Source organism: Cryobacterium sp. TMT2-14 (assembly GCF_004402465.1).
GTDB lineage: Bacteria > Actinomycetota > Actinomycetes > Actinomycetales > Microbacteriaceae > Cryobacterium > Cryobacterium sandaracinum.
On sequence record NZ_SOFV01000002.1, the window covers coordinates 24,551 to 41,369 of the forward strand.

Genomic DNA, 16,819 nt, shown 5'->3' on the forward strand with positions numbered 1-16,819 from the left:
GCAACGAAGGGTGCACCGTGGCTGAACGCAGTGAGCAGGAATTCTGGGCCGGGGAACCGAGGGCGTTGCTGCGGGTGACGCCGGGGTTCCGGCTCGCGGGCGTGGACCCCGCCTCGACGCCCGGCTTCGACGGGGTGGAGAAGGACAGCGCGGATGAAGCGCTGGCCTCCGGGGCCGGCGTGCTGTCGGACCTGCAGGAGATGCTCTTCGCGAACAGCCGGTCCGGCGACCCGCGCCGCGTGCTCCTCGTGCTGCAGGCCATGGACACGGCCGGCAAAGGCGGCATCGTGCGCCACGTCGTCGGCGCTGTCGACCCCCAGGGCATCCGTCTGTACGCGTTCAAGGCGCCCACGGAGGTGGAACGGTCCCACGACTTCCTCTGGCGGGTGCGCAAACGGCTGCCCGACGCCGGCTTGATCGGGGTCTTCGACCGTTCACACTATGTGGATGTGCTGGTCGGCCGCGTACGCGCGCTGGCCCCGACGGCGGAGATCGAGGAGCGCTACGGCCTGATCACCCGGTTCGAGCAGGAACTCGTCGACGCCGGCACGACGATCGTCAAGGTCATGTTGCACATCGGCTCCGACGACCAGAAGGAGCGCCTGGCCGAGCGGCTGGAACGCGCGGACAAGCACTGGAAGTACAACCCGGGCGACATCGAGGAACGCATGCAGTGGGCCGCCTACCAGGAGGCGTACCAGCTCGCCCTCGAACGTACGTCGACCGTTGCCGCGCCCTGGTTCGTAGTGCCGGCCGAGAAGAAGTGGTACGCCCGCCTGGCCGTGCAGCACCTGTTGATCGACGCCCTGCAGCGCCTCGACCTGACCTGGCCGTCCGCGACCTTCGACGTCGAGGTCGAGAAGGCTCGCCTCGCCGCGACCTGAGTGTGTTCGTTCGGTCGAGACTGGCCCGCGGAGCGGCCACTCTCGACCGGAGCGGGGATCCTCGCTGAGCGGAGTCTGCGGAGGCTTCTCAGCCGAAGGCCTCCACGACGGGGCGGAACTTCATGCGGGTTTCGGCGAGCTCGCGCTCGGGCTCGGAGTCCAGCACGATGCCGCAGCCAGCGTAGGCCGTGACGCTGCCGGCGGGGCTGACCTGGGCGCAGCGCAGGGCGATTGCCCACTCGCCGTCGCCGTCGGCGCCGACCCAGCCGACCGGGCCCGCGTAACGGCCCCGGTCAAACGGCTCGAGTTCGCGGATCAGGGCGAGCGCCGTCCCGGTGGGCGTGCCGGCGACCGCGGCCGTCGGGTGCATGGCGGCGATCAGGTCGAGCGAGTTCGATCCGTCGCTCAGGGTGCCCTCGACATCCGTTGCCAGGTGCCAGAGGTTCGGCAGCTTCACGGTGAACGGGATCTCGCTGGTGATGAGGTGAGAGGTGTGCGGGCGGAGCGAGGCCAGCACGCTCTGCACCGCGAAGGCGTGTTCGTCGCCGTCCTTGGCGGAGGTGGCCAGCTGGAGGGCTGCCTCCAGGTCGGAGGCGGCATCCGCGCCCCGCGACATCGTGCCGGCGAGCACGCGGGCGTTGACCTCGCCGTGGTCGGCGCGGATGAGGGTCTCCGGGCTGGAGCCGACGAGGCCGTCGACCGCGTAGGTCCAGCAGTCGGGGTAGCCCAGCGCCAGCTCGCTGACGGCGCGGCGCAGGTCGGATTCTGCTGGCAGCCGCCCGACCAGGTCGCGGGCCAGCACGACCTTGTTGAGGTCTCCGGAGGCGATGCGGGACACGGCTTCGCCGACCGCGTCGCGGTACCCGGCGGGCGGTAGCGCGCCCGGCAGCAGGGAGATGCGGTATTCGGTGCCGAGAGGACGGCGAGCCAGGGGAATCTCCGGCGGCGTGGTGCCGGTCGGCCAGATGCGCGTCACCCAGCATCGGCCGTTGTCGCGCCCGATGACGACCTGCGGCACGATCAGCACGCTGGTCTGGGCCGAGGAGGCGTCGAAGGCGAAGGCTCCGAAAGCGAGCAGGCCCGTGCCGGTGCTTTCGATCGGGTCGGACACGGTGGCGGCGGCCGCGACGTCGCGCCAGGCGGTGGCGGCATCCGTCAGCCGGGTCGCTCCGGAGAACTCGAGCCGCAGGGCCGTGCCGATGCCGGCCAGACCCTGGTTGCGCCGCATCCAGAGCAGCGGTGCTCGGGTGTCGAGCAGAAGAATCAGTTGGCGGATGTCGGCGATGGGGGTGGTTTCAACCGTTAGAGCCTGAGCATTCACCTGCATAGCCTATGCCAGAGGCTGTGGAGAGCCCGGCGTGTCCGCGGGCAATCTAGACTGTGGGAGTGAGTAGAGCAGACCTCAATAAGCAGCCCGAGCAGGTCGCTGCCATGTTCGATCAGGTCTCCACCCATTATGACCGCACGAATGCCGTTCTCTCGGTAGGGAACGCGGCCCTGTGGCGGATGGCCGCGACCCGCGCCGTGAACCCCCGGCGCGGCGAACGCATCCTCGACATCGCCGCCGGAACGGGCACGTCCAGCGTCGCGCTGACGAAGACGGGCGCGCACGTTGTGGCCGCCGACTTCTCGGAGGGCATGATCGCGGTCGGCCGTTCACGCCACGCGGACAATCCGCAGGTCGAGTTCGTTCAGGCCGATGCCACCGCGCTGCCGTTCGCCGACAACGAGTTCGACGCCGTGACCATCTCGTTCGGCCTGCGCAACGTGGTCGAGCCCAAGAAGGCCCTGGCCGAGTTCTACCGGGTGACCAAGCCTGGGGGGCGCGTCGTGATCTGCGAGTTCTCCACGCCGCCGTTCGCACCGATCCGGCTGGGCTACTTCGCCTACCTCACTCGCGTGATGCCGATGATCGTAAAGCTCGCGTCCTCCAACGCGGAGGCGTACGACTATCTGGGCGAGTCGATCGCGGCCTGGCCGAATCAGCAGACCCTCAGTGCCTGGCTGCGGGAGGCGGGCTTCGACGCCGTCGCCTACCGCAACCTGACCTTGGGTATCGTGGCACTGCATCGCGGCATCAAGCCGACGGATGCGTCAAACGCACCGTCTTGAATCCTCCCAGATCCGATCGTTAGGCTGACAGAGTGAAACCGAGCATGCCCCTGTTCCGTCGCGGCTCATCCGTGACGAGCCAGCTCGGCCTCAGCGATCGCATTTTCTCGACCGCCCAGGACCGTGGCCTCGCCGCGGGCATCGACGGGGGAATCGACCAGGTCGAGGCCAGTCTGCTCGCCGAGGTGACCTTTGCCGACGAGATCGCGAACGTCACCAGCCGCTACCTGCTCAACGCGGGCGGCAAGCGCGTGCGCCCCATGCTGGCGCTACTCACCGCCCACCTCGGCAGCGGCAACCACGCGGACGTCATCACCGCGGCCACCGCGATCGAGATCACCCACCTGGCCTCGCTCTACCACGACGATGTGATGGACGACTCGGACAAACGCCGCGGGGTGCCGAGCGCGCAGACCGTGTGGGGCAACTCGGTGGCGATCCTGACCGGGGATCTGCTCTTCGCCCGCGCCAACCAGCTGATGGCACGGCTGGGCGAACGGGCCATCCGTTTGCAGGCCGACACCTTCGAGCGCCTCGTGCTCGGCCAACTGCACGAGACCGTCGGTGCACAGCCCGGCCAGGACCCCGTGGAGCACTACATCCAGGTGCTCGCCGACAAGACCGGGTCGCTGATCGCGGCGGCCGCCCAGGCGGGCATCATCTTCTCCGACGCCCCCTCCGAGTTCGAAAAGCCGGTGATCGCGTTCGGCGAGAAGATCGGCGTCGCCTTCCAACTCATCGACGATGTGCTTGACCTCTCCCCGCAGCCGGAGGAGACCGGCAAGGTGCCCGGCACCGACTTGCGCGCCGGGGTGGCCACCCTCCCGCTGCTGCGCCTGCGCGAGCGCGCCCCGCACGACGACGACGCCGCCGCCCTGCTCGAACGCCTCGAACGCGACGTGATGGCCAGCAACGGCGTCGCGACCGCTGCGGCGGACTCCGCGATCACCGCGCTGCGCGAGCACGACGTGACCGGGCAGACCCTCGCCGAGGCGCACGGCTGGGCGCATGACGCGGTCGAAGCCCTCGCCCCGCTGCCGGACGGCTCGGTCAAGAAGGCCCTCACCCGTTTCGCCGACACGATCGTTGAACGATCCAGTTAGACGATCAAGCTAGAAAGGCTTCCATGACCAAGTTGCGATTGGCCATTGTCGGCGCGGGACCTGCGGGTATCTACGCCGCCGACATCTTGCTCAAGGCGGAACGGAACTTCGAGGTTTCGATCGACCTGTTCGACCACCTGCCGGCACCCTATGGACTTGTGCGCTACGGCGTCGCCCCGGACCACCCCCGGATCAAGGGCATCATCACGGCCCTGCGCGATGTGCTCGACCGCGGCGACATCCGCGTCTTCGGCAACGTGCGGTTCGGTATCGACATCACCCTCGACGATCTGAAGAAGCACTACAACGCCGTCATCTTCGCGACCGGGGCCGTGCGCGACGCCGACCTGGACATCCCGGGCATCGACCTGGACGGGTCCTACGGGGCCGCCCGGTTCGTGAGCTGGTTCGACGGGCACCCCGACGTGCCGCGCTCCTGGCCGCTGGAGGACCAGGAGGTTGCCGTCATCGGCAACGGCAACGTGGCGCTCGACGTCGCACGTATGCTCGCCAAGCACGCCGACGACCTGCTGAGCACCGAGATTCCGACGAACGTCTACGAGGGACTCAAGGCATCGCCGGTGACGGATGTGCACGTGTTCGGCCGCCGTGGACCGACCTCCGTGAAGTTCACCCCGCTGGAGCTGCGGGAACTCGGCGACCTGCCCGATGTGGACATCGTCCTCTACGACGAGGACTTCGACTACGACGATGCCGCGCGGGACGCCGTGGCCAGCAACAAGCAGGTCTTCGTGATCGACAAGGTTTTGAACAAGTGGCGGGAGCGCCCGGCCGGCACGGCCAGCCGCCGCCTGCACCTGCACTTCTTCGCCAAGCCCGTAGAGATCGTCAACGACGGCGAGGGCCGGGTCGGCGCCATCCGTTACGAACGCACCACCCCCGATGGGCAGGGCGGCGTCGTCGGCACCGGCGAGATCCGCCAGCTCCCGATCCAGGCCGTCTACCGCGCCGTGGGTTACTTCGGGTCGCCGCTGCCGGGCGTTCCCTTCGACAGGAAGCACGGCGTGATCCCCAACCGGGAGGGGCAGGTTCTCTGGAAGGGCGACCCATCGTTCGGATCGAAGAGCGCCAACACGCAGCTGTACGGCGTCTACGCGACCGGGTGGATCAAACGCGGACCGGTCGGGCTGATCGGGCACACGAAGTCCGACGCCATGGAGACCGTGCGGCACCTGATCAACGACCTCGGCAACTGGTGGCGCCCGGAGTCGCCCTCGGAGCAGAGCATCGTGGACCTGCTCGACGAGCGAGGGGTGCAATACACGAACCTCGACGGCTGGCACCGGCTCGATCAGCACGAGCTCGCGCTCGGCTCCGACGAGGGTCGCGTGCGGGTCAAGGTGGTTCCCCGCGACGAGATGGTCACGATTTCCCGCGGCGTGAGGTAGACGCGCGTGGCGCCCTGGCTGTCGATTGTCGCCGGTCTGATCGGCGCCGCACTCGGGGTTTTCCTGACCGGGATTGTCGAACGGATGTTGCGCATCCGCCGCCGCTTCGCCTGGCCGGTGCGTGCCGCGGTGACCGTGTCGACCGGCCTGCTGGTCGCCCTGGTCGTGTGGGAGTTCGGGGTCGGGTGGGAGCTGCCGGCGTATCTGTACCTGGCACTGATTGCCGTGGTGCTCAGCGTCGTCGACATCAACGAGAAGCGTCTGCCGAACGCGTTGGTCTACCCCTCGCTGATCGTGCTACCGATACTGTTGACGCTCGCGGCGGCGGCATCCGGGGCCTGGCAGGCCCTGCTCGGGGCCTTCCTTGGCGGTGCCGCGCTGTTCGCGTTCTATCTCGTGCTCGCCCTGATCTCGCCCGGCGGCATTGGCATGGGCGACGTGAAGCTGGCCGCCGTGATCGGCCTTGCGCTCGGCTACCTGGGCTGGACCCCGTTTCTCGTCGGTGCTTTCGGCGCCTTCCTGATCGGCGGCCTGGTCTCGTTGGTTGCCCTGACGCTTCGCCGGGTGACCCTGCGGGGCTCCATCCCGTTCGGGCCGTCCATGCTCGCCGGGGCCTTCCTGGGCGTGCTGTTTGCCTGAATTTTCCCCCCCGGCGGGGGCCAGGACGTTCGCTGAAACGGGGCTACGGTGACGCTGTCACCGACCCTACGGCGAGTTCGCTTCACCCGAGGAGTACCTGTGTACCCGAATCTTCCTGCCCGCGGCGCGCCCGGAGACACCTCCCGCGCGGTTCCCTGAGCCACTCGAACTGACCGGCCCGAACCCGAATGACGGCCTCGCTCGCGACAAGCCCACGTCGCGGGTCATTGTCACGCCGCTTTCGGATTTCATCTAGCGCTCATTCAGCTACCCCTAAGACAGGGACCCCCCCTTTTGGGGCGTAGTGAGGTTTTCTCGACGAACGTAGCTTGTGGTCATTCGCTCGGCCGACCTGGCCGGCCCACACAGAACGGAAAACCCGAGATGAAGTTCTACACCAAAATTCAGGCCCTCATGAACAGCCTGCGCACCGACGAAGAGGGCGCCACCGCAGTGGAGTACGGCCTCATGGTCTCGCTCATCGCCGTCGTCATCATCGGCGCTGTCGGCGCAATCGGCCTCGCCCTGACGGGGATGTTCAATGGCGTTGCGGTCGACCTCGGCGGCACCCCCGGCTAACCGACGCGTGCCCGGCGGAACATGATCCGCCAGAACCCCGTGCGCCGGCGGTGGCTTGCCAAAACGAGCCGCCGCCGCCCGCACTCACCCCCGACTTTCACCCGCAACGCCAGGCCTACCCGAAGGGGCCACCAAATGATGCGTTTCCTCCATCGACGAGGCGAACGCGGCGCTGCCGCCGTGGAGTTCGCGCTCGTGCTGCCCATTCTCCTGCTGCTGGTGCTCGGCCTCATCGAGTTCAGCCGGCTCTACAACATTCAGATTTCGCTGTCCAATGCGGCCCGCGAGGGCGCCAGGAACATGGCGATTCACAACAGTCAGTCGACGGCCAAAACCGCGGCCATCGCCGCCGCCCCGTCAATCAGCCCGAGCATGTCGGGCGGCCAGATCTCGATCACGCCCGCGGCGTGTGCCGCCAACCAGGCCGTCACGGTCACCATCACCTACAGCGTGTCACTTCTGACCGGTTATTTCGGCACCACGCTTCCCCTGACCGGCAAAGGAGTCATGCTATGCGGTGGTTGAATCGTGGGCTCCGTTCCGAGCACGGTGCGAGCGCTGTGATGGTCGGTATCCTGCTCGTGCCTCTGCTGGGGTTCGTGGCGATTGCAGTCGATGTCGGGGCCCTCTACGCGGAGCGCGCACAGCTTCAGAACGGCGCGGATGCCGCCGCCCTCGCCGTCGCCCGCGACTGCCAGGACGGTGTCTGCACCGATCCGGCCGGCGCCGCCGCGCGCTTCACCAACGACAACGCGAATGACGGCGCCGCCAACGTGCTGGCACCGAGCATCAGCATGGCTAGCAAGACCGTGACGGTCTCCGACAGCACCCGCGTCGCCGGCACCAATGCAGGGGCCATCAGTCACCCCTTCGCCCGGTTCATCGGCGTCGACCCTACGACCGTGGGCGCGACCGCCACGGCGCAGTGGGGCGGCCCGGGGTCCGGCCCCGTGCTCGCGCTCGCGCTGTCCTGGTGCGAGTTTCAGGAGTCGTTGGCGGCGTCGGGCAAACATGTGACCATCCGCACCGACACCAACAAGATCTGCAAGCACGCTCCCTCAGAGGAAGTCATCCCCGGGGGATTTGGTTGGCTTGACAACGCCAACGCCTGCGTGGCGATCGTCAACTTGAGTCTCAACCTTGACGCGGCCGGGCAGCTCTGGGTGGGCAGCGACGCCGGCGGGAGTGTGAACACCGACTGCAAGTCGAAGCTGGAAAGCCTCAAGGGCACGACGGTGCTGGTGCCGATCTATGACCGCGTTCGTGGCACGGGAACCAACGCCGAGTATCGCATCTTCGCCTTTGCCGGGTTCACCATCACCGGCTGGAACTTCCCGTCCACCAAGGTCCTCGATCCACTGGCCCCGCTCTGCCCCGCCGCAGCCCCAACAGCTCCCAAGGCTCCCAAGGACCCCAAGGCCCCTAAACCCTGCGATGAAAGCGACAAGAGCAATAACTGGAACGGCATCCAGGGCTACTTCAATAAATGGGTCTCCATCGACGGGGCGTTCGGACTGGGCGGGCCTCAACTCAACGCAACCAGCGTCAACCTAATCAAGTAGGAGCTGCAATGAAAACCCGACTCATTGGCGCGATCCTCGCGATCGTTCTGGCCATCGTTGGCACCGTCGTGCTCACCGGTTACGTGAACAGCGCCGACGCGCGAGCAGCCGACGGCGCCGAGTTCGTATCGGTCTACCTGGTCGCCGATGAGATCCCAGCCGGCACCGAGGCGAGCGCGATCACCGACCTCATCACCGCGAAGCAGATCCCGGCCCTCGCCGCGGTGCCGGGCCGGGTGACGAAGCTGAGCGACCTGGAGGGCCTGGTGGCGGACACCGCACTGATGCCCGGCGAGCAGCTGCTCGAGTCTCGCTGGGTGACGCCCGCCACGCGGGCGGCCAGCGGAGACGTCGCACTGCCGGAGGGAATGCAGGCGGTCAGCATCGCCCTTCCCGTCGAGCGGGTGGTCGGCGGCACGATCAAGCCGGGCGACACCGTCGGCGTCGTGATTTCCGCCACCATCAAGGGCGCTGACGGCGCCGAAGACACGCCAATCAGCAGGCAGGTCTTCCACAAGGTGCTCGTCACCGCGGTACGCGAGGGAACCAGTACGCCCCCTGCCGACGGAGCGGACGCGGCAGCCGAGGCAGCCGAGACCGTCATGGTCACTCTCGCTCGGCCGACCGCAGATATCCAGAAGTTGGTTTGGGGCAAGGAATTCGGCAGCGTGTGGCTCACCATCGAGCCGAAGACGGCTGATGAGACCGGTTCAGCGGTCGTCGACGGAAGCGTCGTGTTCCAATGAGCCGCCCACGACTGAGCCCCTGGCGTGACGGGGTGCTGGGGTCGGTAGCGCAGACGGCCTCGGCCGTCGGACCCGGCGACGAAGCCCGGGATGGCAGCTCGGGCGAGATCGGGCTAGCGGATGTCACCGCACTCGACGACCGGTCGGCAGCCGATGAGCAGGAACCGTCCACCCTCGAACCCCCCACCCTCGATCCGCCCACGACCGAGGAGACTCCGGAGCCGGAGGTCATCCCGCGCCAGACCATCGCGGTGGTGGCCGCCAAGGGCGGTGTCGGCAAGACGACGATCGCGACCAACCTGGCCGTCGGCCTCGCCAAGCTGGCCCCGCTGTCGGTGGTGCTCGTCGATGCCGATGTGCAGTTCGGGGACGTGGCCATGGCCCTGTCGCTGACACCCGGACGCTTCCTGCCGGATGCCGTCACCGCCGTCGCGGCCAACGACGCCATGGTGCTCAAGGCCTACCTCACCCCGCATCCGGACGGCTACTACGTCGTGTGCGGCGCGGAGTCGCCGGCCGACGGGGACCGGGTCACCGGCGAGCAGCTCGGTCACCTGATTCGCCAACTCGCCGGGATCTTTCGGTTCGTGATCATCGACACGGCGCCCGGCCTGGGTGAACACGCGTTGGCCGCCCTCGAGGCTGCCACAGACGCCGTATTCCTCTGCGACATGTCCGTGCCGGGTGCACGCGGCCTGCGCAAGGAGCTCGCCGTTCTCGCCACCATCGGCATCATGCCGCCGGCCCGTCATGTCGTGTTGAACTTCGCCGACCGGGTGAGCGGGCTGAGCGTGAAGGACGTCGAGGCAACGATCGGTGTGCCGGTGGACGTCGCCGTTCCCCGATCGAGCCTGGTGACGCTGTCCACGAATCGTGGCATTCCGCTGCTCCAGAACGGAAAGAAAAATCCAGCGTCGGCTGCCCTCACGGACTTGGTGCGCCGATTCGACCCCAGCGCGTCACTCAAACGCGGTCGCTTGCATCGAAGGGTGGTTGTCGCATGAAACTGACCGACCGAGTGGAGGCGGCACGCCGCGATGGTCCACTGCACAAGCTCGACAAGAAGACCGGCAACGGCAACCTCTCTGCATCGAGGGCGGTGACGGACGTTGCCCTTCAACCCTCCACCGAGGCCACAGCTGCACCGGAGGCAGAGGCTCCCGCTCCGGAACCCGCGCCCATCCCGGTGCCGCCGCTTGACCCACTGGCAGAACTCAAGGAACGGGCGGCACAGGAACTCTTCGGTCGAATCGGCACGCGCCTGAACGATCCTAATTTGAGTGAGGAACAGCTGCACTCGTATGCCAGGGCCGAACTCGGCAGCATCGTCGCGGCCGAACAGGTTCCGCTCAGTCCGGAGGAGCGCACCCGGCTGATCGCCGAGATCGGTGCCGACGTGCTCGGTTACGGCCCGCTGGAGGCACTGCTCGCCGACGTCGGCGTGACCGAGATCATGGTCAACGGCCACGAGCAGATCTTCGTCGAGCGTGACGGTCGCCTCAGCCGCAGCGCTGCCCGCTTCACCAGCGAGGCCCAGCTGCGCCGGGTGATCGAGCGCATCGTGTCGAAGGTCGGGCGCCGCATCGACGAGTCGTCGCCGCTGGTGGACGCGCGCCTCGCCGACGGCTCGCGGGTGAACGCGATCATCCCGCCGCTCGCAGTCGACGGCTCCTCGCTCACGATCCGCAAGTTCGCGCGCGAACCTTTCACCGTGAACGACCTGGTCGGCTTCGGCACGCTGAGCGCCGAAATGGCCCAGGTGCTGGATGCCTGCGTGAAGGCCAAACTCAACATCATCGTCTCCGGCGGCACCGGAACCGGGAAGACGACGCTGCTCAACGTGCTCTCCGCCTATATCCCCTCCAATGAGCGCATCATCACCATCGAGGACGCGGTGGAGCTTCAGCTGCAGCAGGACCATGTGATCCGGCTGGAATCCCGGCCGGCCAACATTGAGGGTAAAGGCGAGATCACCATCCGTGACCTCGTGCGCAACTCCCTCCGGATGCGGCCGGACCGAATCGTGATCGGCGAGTGCCGCGGTGGCGAGAGCCTGGACATGCTGCAGGCGATGAACACCGGGCACGAGGGATCGATCTCGACCGTTCACTCGAACTCGCCGCGCGACGCGATCGCCCGGCTCGAAACCCTCGTGCTGATGGCCGGAATGGACCTGCCGCTGCGCGCCATCCGAGAGCAGATCTCGTCGGCGATCGATGTGATCATCCAGATCACCAGACTCAAGGACGGCACCCGTCGGGTCACGCACGTGACGGAGGTCCAGGGCATGGAGGGTGACATCGTCACCCTGCAGGACGCCTTCGTCTTCGACTACAGTGCCGGCGTCGACGAGGCCGGACGCCTGCTCGGCCACGCGGTGGCGACCGGCGTGCGGCCCCGGTTCGCCGACAAATTCCGGGACCTCGGAATTCCGTTGTCCCCGAGCGTGTTCCAGGCCAACCTCGTCACCCGGAGCCAGAGATGAATGAGCTGGCCCTCTACGGAGGAATCGCCGCCGCGCTGATCGCCCTGTTCGTGATCGTCTTCCTGGTGATCGCACCACCACGGCCCCGGGTGCCGCTGGAACGCCGTCGAGCGCCGGGCGCGGTGGACACGTCGACCCTCACCCGGGTGACCGACCGCACGGTCGAGGCCATCGAGGGGGCGATCCTTCGTCGCGGCCGCGCGCCGTTCACCGCGGAGGAACTGGAACAGGCCAGCATCCGGATGCAGCCGTCCGGCTTCGTGCTCATGGTGCTCTCGACGTCGACCGTGCTGGCCCTGACCGGCCTGCTCTTGGGAAACGGCACCTTCTGGGCGATACCGCTCCTGGCGACCTTCGCGGCGCTCGGCCCGATCGGCGCGAAGGCGTTTCTTCACGTGCGTGCGGGGCAGCGTCGCGCAAAGTTCGCGGAACAGCTCGACGAAACCCTTGCGCTTCTGGCCGGCGGCCTGCGGGCCGGTCACAGCCTGCTGCGGGCGGTGGACGCGGCCTCCCAGGAGACGCCGTCGCCGTCGGCGGACGAGTTGGCTCGGGTCGTGAATGAGACTCGCATCGGCCGGGACCTCGGTGATGCTCTCGACAACACCGCCACCCGGATGCGGAGCGAGGACTTCCAGTGGGTGGCGCAGGCGATCGCCGTCAACCGTGAGGTCGGCGGCAACCTGTCCGAGGTGCTCGACCGGGTGGGCCACACCATCCGGGAACGCAACGAGATCCGTCGCCAGGTGAAGTCGCTCGCCGCCGAGGGAAAGATGTCAGCCTGGGTGCTGATCCTCTTGCCGATCGGGGTGTTCACGTTTCTGCTGCTGACGCAGCCGAACTACTTCGCCGGCTTCTTCGGCAGCATCTGGGGCATCGCCGCCCTGGTCGTCGCCGCCATCCTGCTCGTCGCCGGCTCATTGTGGATGATGGCCGTCGTCAAGGTCAAGTTCTAGGAGAATCCAGTGCCTTCACTCATCGCAATGCTTGCCTCGCTGGCCGTTGCCGGCGGATTCGCGGTCCTGGTCGGCATCCTCGTCGGCGGTCGCGCTGGCAAGCCGATCACCGACCTCGGGGATGCAGGTCTAAACCTCGTCGGGACGACCGCAACGCGCGTCAGACGGGGTCGAACGATGCGCGAACTAGCTCCCCGAGGGTACCTCGGGATGCTCGACCGCAGGCTGGCGCTCGCCGGTCGGCCCCCGGCCTGGACCATCGACAAGATCCTCATCGCCAAGCCGCTCGCGGGCACCGCCGGTGCGCTCCTGGCGCTCCTGTGGATCAGCGGGGACCCGGTCCCGACGCGATTCGTGCTCGGTGCGCTCCTTGTGGTTCTGTGCTTCTTCGTGCCCGACCTTCTCCTGATCAGCCGCGGGCAGGAGCGACAAGAGAAGATCCAGAACGCCCTGGCCGACACCCTTGACCAGATGACGATCGCCGTGGAGGCCGGCCTCGGCTTCGAGGCCGCCATGGCCAAGGCGGCGACGAACGGCAAGGGGCCGCTCGCGGAGGAATTCATCCGCACCCTGCAGGACATGAGCATCGGCCGCACCCGAACGCACGCCTATCAGGCGCTCGGCGACCGCACCTCGTCATCGGACCTGCGCCGGTTCACCCGGTCGGTCATCCAGGCCGACACCTACGGCATCGCGATCGCGGACGTGCTCCGGGTGCAGGCCGGGGAAATGCGCCTGCGCCGCCGTCAGCGCGCCGAAGAGAAGGCGATGAAGATCCCGGTCAAGGTGCTCTTCCCACTCATCTTCTGCATTCTGCCGGTGCTGTTCATCGTGCTGCTCACCCCAGCCGTGCTGAGCATGATCGAAGCGTTCTCCTGAACCTCGCCGGAGCCGAACGCGCCCCTAACGAATTCGACGGAGATTCTGCTGTAAAAACACGCTTTGAGGCACTTCCGCGGCGAAATCGGCAAAATCTCCGTCGAATTGGTGAATGCAGGCGTGGGCCTAGCGGAAATTGACGAACTGCAGGGCCACGTCGAGGTCTTTGCCCTTGAGCAGGGCCATGGTGGCCTGCAGGTCGTCGCGGCTCTTCGAGCTGACCCGCAGCTCGTCGCCCTGGATCTGGCTCTTGACGCCCTTGGGGCCCTCGTCGCGGATGATCTTATTGATCTTCTTCGCATTTTCCTGGTCGATCCCTGCCTTCATCGAGGCCTCGATCCGAAACTCCTTGCCCGAGGCGAAGGGATTACCAGCGTCCAGGCTGCGCAGGGAGATGCCGCGCTTGATCAGCTTGGATTCGAAGACCTCGAGGATAGCCTTGACGCGCTCCTCGGAGTTGGCCTTCAGGAGCACCTTTTCGCCGCTCATCTCGATCGAGGCGCCGACATTCTTGAAATCGTAGCGCTGTGCGACCTCTTTGTGCGCCTGGTTGAGGGCGTTGTCGACCTCCATCGGGTCTACCTTGCTGACGATGTCGAACGTTGAGTCTGCCATGCCTGCAATAGTACCCAGTGGGTGCCTATTCGCCCGGCCGGGCAGTGCTGGAGCGCACGAGGAGCTCGAATGGCATGGGGGTGTTCAGGGACGAGAGCTGGTTCTGGCCCGGACGCAGCCGGTCCAGCAGGATCTCGACGGCCTTCTCGCCCTGCCCCTGCGGAAACTGGGCGATCGTGGTGAGGCCGAAGAAGTCCGCGAGTTCGTGGTCATCGATTCCGATCACGGACACGTCCCGTGGCACGACGAGGCCGAGGTCCCGTGCCGCAAGGATGACTCCGATCGCCATCTCGTCTGAGCCGGCGAATACGGCGCTCGGCCGACCGCGCGGGTTGCCAAGAAGTTGAATGGCCGCTTGGTAGCCGCTTTTCATCGTGAAGTCCGCAGGCCTGAACAATTCGGCAGCCGGAGTGATTCCGGCTGCCGTCAGGGCTAACTCATAGCCGACCCGGCGGTTGGTGGGAAGATGGAAGTCCCGGTCGACGTCCTCATTTCCGCCGATGTGTGCGATCCGTGTGTGGCCCAGGGAGAGGAGATGTTCCGTGGCGAGCCTGGCCACGGCAACATCGTCGATCGTGAGCGTGCGAACACCCTCGATCGGGCCGCCGACGCCGACCAGCGGCTTGTCGAGTGCGTGCAGGGTGGCGACTTCGGTCGTGGTCAGTTCGAGCGAAATCGCGATGACAGCATCCACTCTCTGACGCAGCAGGAAATGGTTGAACACGATGCGGCGCTCGCCTCCGCCGCCGGTCAGGCTGAACAGGGTGAGGTCAAAGCCGTTCTTCAAGAGGGATTTCTGCGCACCCTCGACAACGCTGGAGAAGAACCAGCGGTCAAGGAACGGAACGACGACACCGATGTTCTTCATCCGGCCGGAGGCGAGACTCGATGCCGTGGACGAGACGACGTAGCCGAGTTCCCCGGCGGATGCTTCGACCTTTAAACGGGTGGCAGGGGATACATGGCCGTTGCCGCTGAGTGCGCGCGAAACAGTGGCGGTAGAGACGCCCGCGTGGCGGGCGACGTCATCGATGCCTACCATGAGGTTCCTATCGGGAATGAAGTTGAGTCATCTCCGATCATATCCACCGTCCGATAGGTACCGGACGTGCCGATTTCTCACTGGGGACCAAAACCTTGTATTCTGACTGAGCGTCTCCGGTCACGTGTTTTGCACATGGTCGGGTGCGTACTGGCAAGTTACCCAAGTGGCCAAAGGGATCTGACTGTAAATCAGCCGTCTTAGACTTCGGGGGTTCGAATCCCTCACTTGCCACTCTCTCTTTCGCATCATTTAGCGTTGCACCATGACCACACGTGCCTCAGCCGGATTGCTTCGCCTCGCCCAGGACACCGCGCTCGCCGCGGGGCAAATGGCTGCCCGGCGGAGAACTGTCGGGGTGCAGGTCGCCGCGTCGAAGTCCTCCCCGGAGGACGTCGTGACCCTGGCCGACCGGGAAGCCGAGTCGCTGATTCGGGCTCTCCTGGCCGACGCCCGGCCCGATGACGGTTTCTTAGGAGAGGAGTCGGCGGCCACCCGCGGCACATCCGGCCTGACCTGGGTCGTGGACCCGATCGACGGCACCGTCAATTACCTCTACGGTTTTCCGGCCTGGGCGGTTAGTATCGCCGTCGTCGAGGGTGACCCCGATCCGGCCACCTGGACCACGCTGGCCGGCGCCGTCTACAACCCGACCGGTGACGAGCTGTTCACCGCGGCAGCAGGTGACGGGGCATGGCTGGGCGTCCGCCGGCTGCAGGTGCCGACGGACGTGCCGCTGTCGCTGGCGTTGCTGGGCACCGGTTTCTCCTATCGCGCGGCCGAAAGAGAGCGGCAGGCGGACGTCGTGCGGGGCCTGATCGGCGAGGTACGGGACATCCGTCGCATCGGGTCGGCCGCACTCGACTTGTGTTCGGTTGCCGCCGGGCGGTTGAACCTCTATTACGAGCGCGGGCTGAGCCCCTGGGACCACGCGGCCGGCGCGCTGGTGGCGCGCGAGGCCGGCGCTCGAGTCGGTGGCTTCGGAGCCGACCGTGAGGGTATGGGCCTGCTCATTGCCGGGGCTCCCGACCTTTATCGGGTCTGCCAACCCCTTCTGGCCAAACTTTTCGATGACTTCATGGCCGACGCGGAAGCGTAGGCGACTGAACCGCTTCGAACGAGACGGATGCCGCGGAAACACCGGTGACCGACGTGCTCGTGGCGGCCCGGGGAGATCGCCGGAAACGGAGGCAGTGCCCCTTTTTCGGGTGTCATTCTGCTTCGAAGAGTAGGGATAACCGGCCTCCGGGCGGTAGCCTGTACTGATTCGTTACTTTGGTTGAGGCCAAGACGACTATCCTCATTTGTCCAATGCGCCGAAAGAACCGATCCTTTGCTCCCTCACTCCTCTAGCTCGGCTGCCTCGGTGCCGGGTGTGAGTGACCCTGAAACGAAGCCCCTCACGCGTCGCGAACTGCGCGAGCGCGAGCGGATGTCCGTCCCGGTGCTGGACATTCCAGGCTCCGCGGTCACCGACGCGCCGACCGCCGCCGATCCCGCTAATGCCGGGCCGTCGACGCCGGACCTCGACCTTCTGGTCGCCGCGAGCCTCGCTGAACCCGAATTCGAGTCCGTGACGATCGCTGACTCGGACCGCCTGATCGCCGCGCCGGCCGCCGCCGACGCTCCGGTCTCCGACGTGGACCGGCTGCAGACGGCCATCTCCGCCGTCACGACGTCCACGGAGATCCCCTTCCCCACCCGGGCGCAGCGGCGCGCGGAACAGCCCGCCTCCCGCCCCCGCCGCGCATCGGCCCGGGAGCGCCTGGCGCCCGCCGTTCACCCGGCCGCCGCCACCGCGCCGGCACCCC

Annotated in this window: 18 protein-coding genes and 1 tRNA gene; 16 read left to right on the forward strand and 3 right to left on the reverse strand. The window is 66.9% G+C overall.

What is annotated here, in order from left to right:
- Positions 1–17: 17 nt before the first annotated feature.
- Entirely contained in the window at positions 18–884 is an 867-nt protein-coding gene (locus tag E3O28_RS01015; protein WP_134415038.1) for a PPK2 family polyphosphate kinase, read from the forward strand.
- Positions 885–972: 88 nt separating this feature from the next.
- Here the strand turns inward: E3O28_RS01015 and E3O28_RS01020 are convergent, their stop codons facing one another.
- Entirely contained in the window at positions 973–2,205 is a 1,233-nt protein-coding gene (locus E3O28_RS01020; protein WP_233191371.1) for an isochorismate synthase, read from the reverse strand.
- A gap of 65 nt (positions 2,206–2,270) precedes the next feature.
- Here E3O28_RS01020 and ubiE point away from each other — a divergent pair, with 65 nt between their 5' ends.
- The 12 genes from ubiE to E3O28_RS01080 all read left to right on the forward strand — a co-directional run bounded on the left by ubiE (position 2,271) and on the right by E3O28_RS01080 (position 13,351).
- Complete coding sequence (gene ubiE / locus E3O28_RS01025) at positions 2,271–2,996, forward strand: bifunctional demethylmenaquinone methyltransferase/2-methoxy-6-polyprenyl-1,4-benzoquinol methylase UbiE (protein ID WP_104100704.1); 726 nt, start codon at positions 2,271–2,273, stop codon at positions 2,994–2,996.
- Positions 2,997–3,040: 44 nt separating this feature from the next.
- Positions 3,041–4,099 carry a polyprenyl synthetase family protein gene (locus tag E3O28_RS01030; RefSeq protein WP_134401040.1) on the forward strand — a complete coding sequence of 353 codons (1,059 nt, stop codon included), beginning with the start codon at positions 3,041–3,043 and terminating at the stop codon, positions 4,097–4,099.
- Positions 4,100–4,122: 23 nt separating this feature from the next.
- Positions 4,123–5,508 carry an FAD-dependent oxidoreductase gene (locus E3O28_RS01035; protein WP_134415039.1) on the forward strand — a complete coding sequence of 462 codons (1,386 nt, stop codon included), beginning with the start codon at positions 4,123–4,125 and terminating at the stop codon, positions 5,506–5,508.
- Positions 5,509–5,514: 6 nt separating this feature from the next.
- The gene (locus tag E3O28_RS01040) at positions 5,515–6,147 is read left to right on the forward strand and encodes an A24 family peptidase (protein WP_241972953.1); all 633 of its coding nucleotides are present in this window, start codon (positions 5,515–5,517) and stop codon (positions 6,145–6,147) included.
- A 384-nt stretch (positions 6,148–6,531) separates the two neighbouring features.
- Positions 6,532–6,726, forward strand: a complete 195-nt coding sequence (locus E3O28_RS01045) for a Flp family type IVb pilin (RefSeq protein WP_104100708.1) — start codon at positions 6,532–6,534, stop codon at positions 6,724–6,726.
- A gap of 180 nt (positions 6,727–6,906) precedes the next feature.
- Positions 6,907–7,251 (forward strand): TadE/TadG family type IV pilus assembly protein, encoded by a 345-nt coding sequence (locus E3O28_RS01050; RefSeq protein WP_241972954.1) that lies wholly within the window; start codon positions 6,907–6,909, stop codon positions 7,249–7,251.
- Positions 7,239–8,288 (forward strand): TadE/TadG family type IV pilus assembly protein, encoded by a 1,050-nt coding sequence (locus E3O28_RS01055; RefSeq protein ID WP_134415040.1) that lies wholly within the window; start codon positions 7,239–7,241, stop codon positions 8,286–8,288. The genes E3O28_RS01050 and E3O28_RS01055 overlap by 13 nt, the downstream gene beginning before the upstream one ends.
- Positions 8,289–8,296: 8 nt before the next feature.
- Positions 8,297–9,034, forward strand: coding sequence for a Flp pilus assembly protein CpaB (gene cpaB, locus E3O28_RS01060; RefSeq protein WP_166784696.1), 738 nt, complete (start codon positions 8,297–8,299; stop codon positions 9,032–9,034).
- The gene (locus tag E3O28_RS01065; protein WP_104100710.1) at positions 9,031–10,038 is read left to right on the forward strand and encodes an AAA family ATPase; all 1,008 of its coding nucleotides are present in this window, start codon (positions 9,031–9,033) and stop codon (positions 10,036–10,038) included. Before cpaB ends, E3O28_RS01065 begins: the two co-directional genes overlap by 4 nt.
- Positions 10,035–11,519, forward strand: a complete 1,485-nt coding sequence (locus E3O28_RS01070) for a CpaF family protein (protein ID WP_134415042.1) — start codon at positions 10,035–10,037, stop codon at positions 11,517–11,519. Before E3O28_RS01065 ends, E3O28_RS01070 begins: the two co-directional genes overlap by 4 nt.
- On the forward strand, positions 11,516–12,472 hold the full coding sequence (locus E3O28_RS01075) for a type II secretion system F family protein (protein WP_241972955.1): 957 nt from the start codon (positions 11,516–11,518) through the stop codon (positions 12,470–12,472). The genes E3O28_RS01070 and E3O28_RS01075 overlap by 4 nt, the downstream gene beginning before the upstream one ends.
- A gap of 9 nt (positions 12,473–12,481) precedes the next feature.
- On the forward strand, positions 12,482–13,351 hold the full coding sequence (locus E3O28_RS01080) for a type II secretion system F family protein (RefSeq protein ID WP_241972956.1): 870 nt from the start codon (positions 12,482–12,484) through the stop codon (positions 13,349–13,351).
- A 126-nt stretch (positions 13,352–13,477) separates the two neighbouring features.
- Here the strand turns inward: E3O28_RS01080 and E3O28_RS01085 are convergent, their stop codons facing one another.
- Positions 13,478–13,966 (reverse strand): YajQ family cyclic di-GMP-binding protein, encoded by a 489-nt coding sequence (locus E3O28_RS01085; RefSeq protein ID WP_104100714.1) that lies wholly within the window; start codon positions 13,964–13,966, stop codon positions 13,478–13,480.
- A gap of 25 nt (positions 13,967–13,991) precedes the next feature.
- Positions 13,992–15,008 carry a LacI family DNA-binding transcriptional regulator gene (locus E3O28_RS01090; RefSeq protein ID WP_104100715.1) on the reverse strand — a complete coding sequence of 339 codons (1,017 nt, stop codon included), beginning with the start codon at positions 15,006–15,008 and terminating at the stop codon, positions 13,992–13,994.
- A gap of 152 nt (positions 15,009–15,160) precedes the next feature.
- On the opposite strand from E3O28_RS01090, the gene E3O28_RS01095 reads away from it, so the two are divergent.
- The 3 genes from E3O28_RS01095 to E3O28_RS01105 all read left to right on the forward strand — a co-directional run.
- Positions 15,161–15,242: transfer RNA gene (locus E3O28_RS01095), tRNA-Tyr, on the forward strand.
- Positions 15,243–15,273: 31 nt separating this feature from the next.
- Positions 15,274–16,107, forward strand: a complete 834-nt coding sequence (locus E3O28_RS01100) for an inositol monophosphatase family protein (RefSeq protein WP_134415043.1) — start codon at positions 15,274–15,276, stop codon at positions 16,105–16,107.
- 276 nt (positions 16,108–16,383) lie between these two features.
- On the forward strand, positions 16,384–16,819 hold a 436-nt coding region (locus E3O28_RS01105; RefSeq protein ID WP_198411518.1), incomplete at its 3' end, for a hypothetical protein.

Excerpts from the sequence above, each read along its gene's own strand:
- E3O28_RS01065 (WP_104100710.1), top strand. The coding sequence starts at position 9,031 with ATGAGCCGCCCACGACTGAGCCCCTGGCGTGACGGGGTGCTGGGGTCG.
- E3O28_RS01055 (WP_134415040.1), top strand. The coding sequence starts at position 7,239 with ATGCGGTGGTTGAATCGTGGGCTCCGTTCCGAGCACGGTGCGAGCGCT.
- E3O28_RS01030 (WP_134401040.1), top strand. The coding sequence starts at position 3,041 with ATGCCCCTGTTCCGTCGCGGCTCATCCGTGACGAGCCAGCTCGGCCTC.
- E3O28_RS01100 (WP_134415043.1), top strand. The coding sequence starts at position 15,274 with ATGACCACACGTGCCTCAGCCGGATTGCTTCGCCTCGCCCAGGACACC.
- E3O28_RS01090 (WP_104100715.1), bottom strand. The coding sequence starts at position 15,008 with ATGGTAGGCATCGATGACGTCGCCCGCCACGCGGGCGTCTCTACCGCC.
- E3O28_RS01070 (WP_134415042.1), top strand. The coding sequence starts at position 10,035 with ATGAAACTGACCGACCGAGTGGAGGCGGCACGCCGCGATGGTCCACTG.
- cpaB (WP_166784696.1), top strand. The coding sequence starts at position 8,297 with ATGAAAACCCGACTCATTGGCGCGATCCTCGCGATCGTTCTGGCCATC.
- E3O28_RS01035 (WP_134415039.1), top strand. The coding sequence starts at position 4,123 with ATGACCAAGTTGCGATTGGCCATTGTCGGCGCGGGACCTGCGGGTATC.
- E3O28_RS01045 (WP_104100708.1), top strand. The coding sequence starts at position 6,532 with ATGAAGTTCTACACCAAAATTCAGGCCCTCATGAACAGCCTGCGCACC.
- E3O28_RS01075 (WP_241972955.1), top strand. The coding sequence starts at position 11,516 with ATGAATGAGCTGGCCCTCTACGGAGGAATCGCCGCCGCGCTGATCGCC.
- E3O28_RS01085 (WP_104100714.1), bottom strand. The coding sequence starts at position 13,966 with ATGGCAGACTCAACGTTCGACATCGTCAGCAAGGTAGACCCGATGGAG.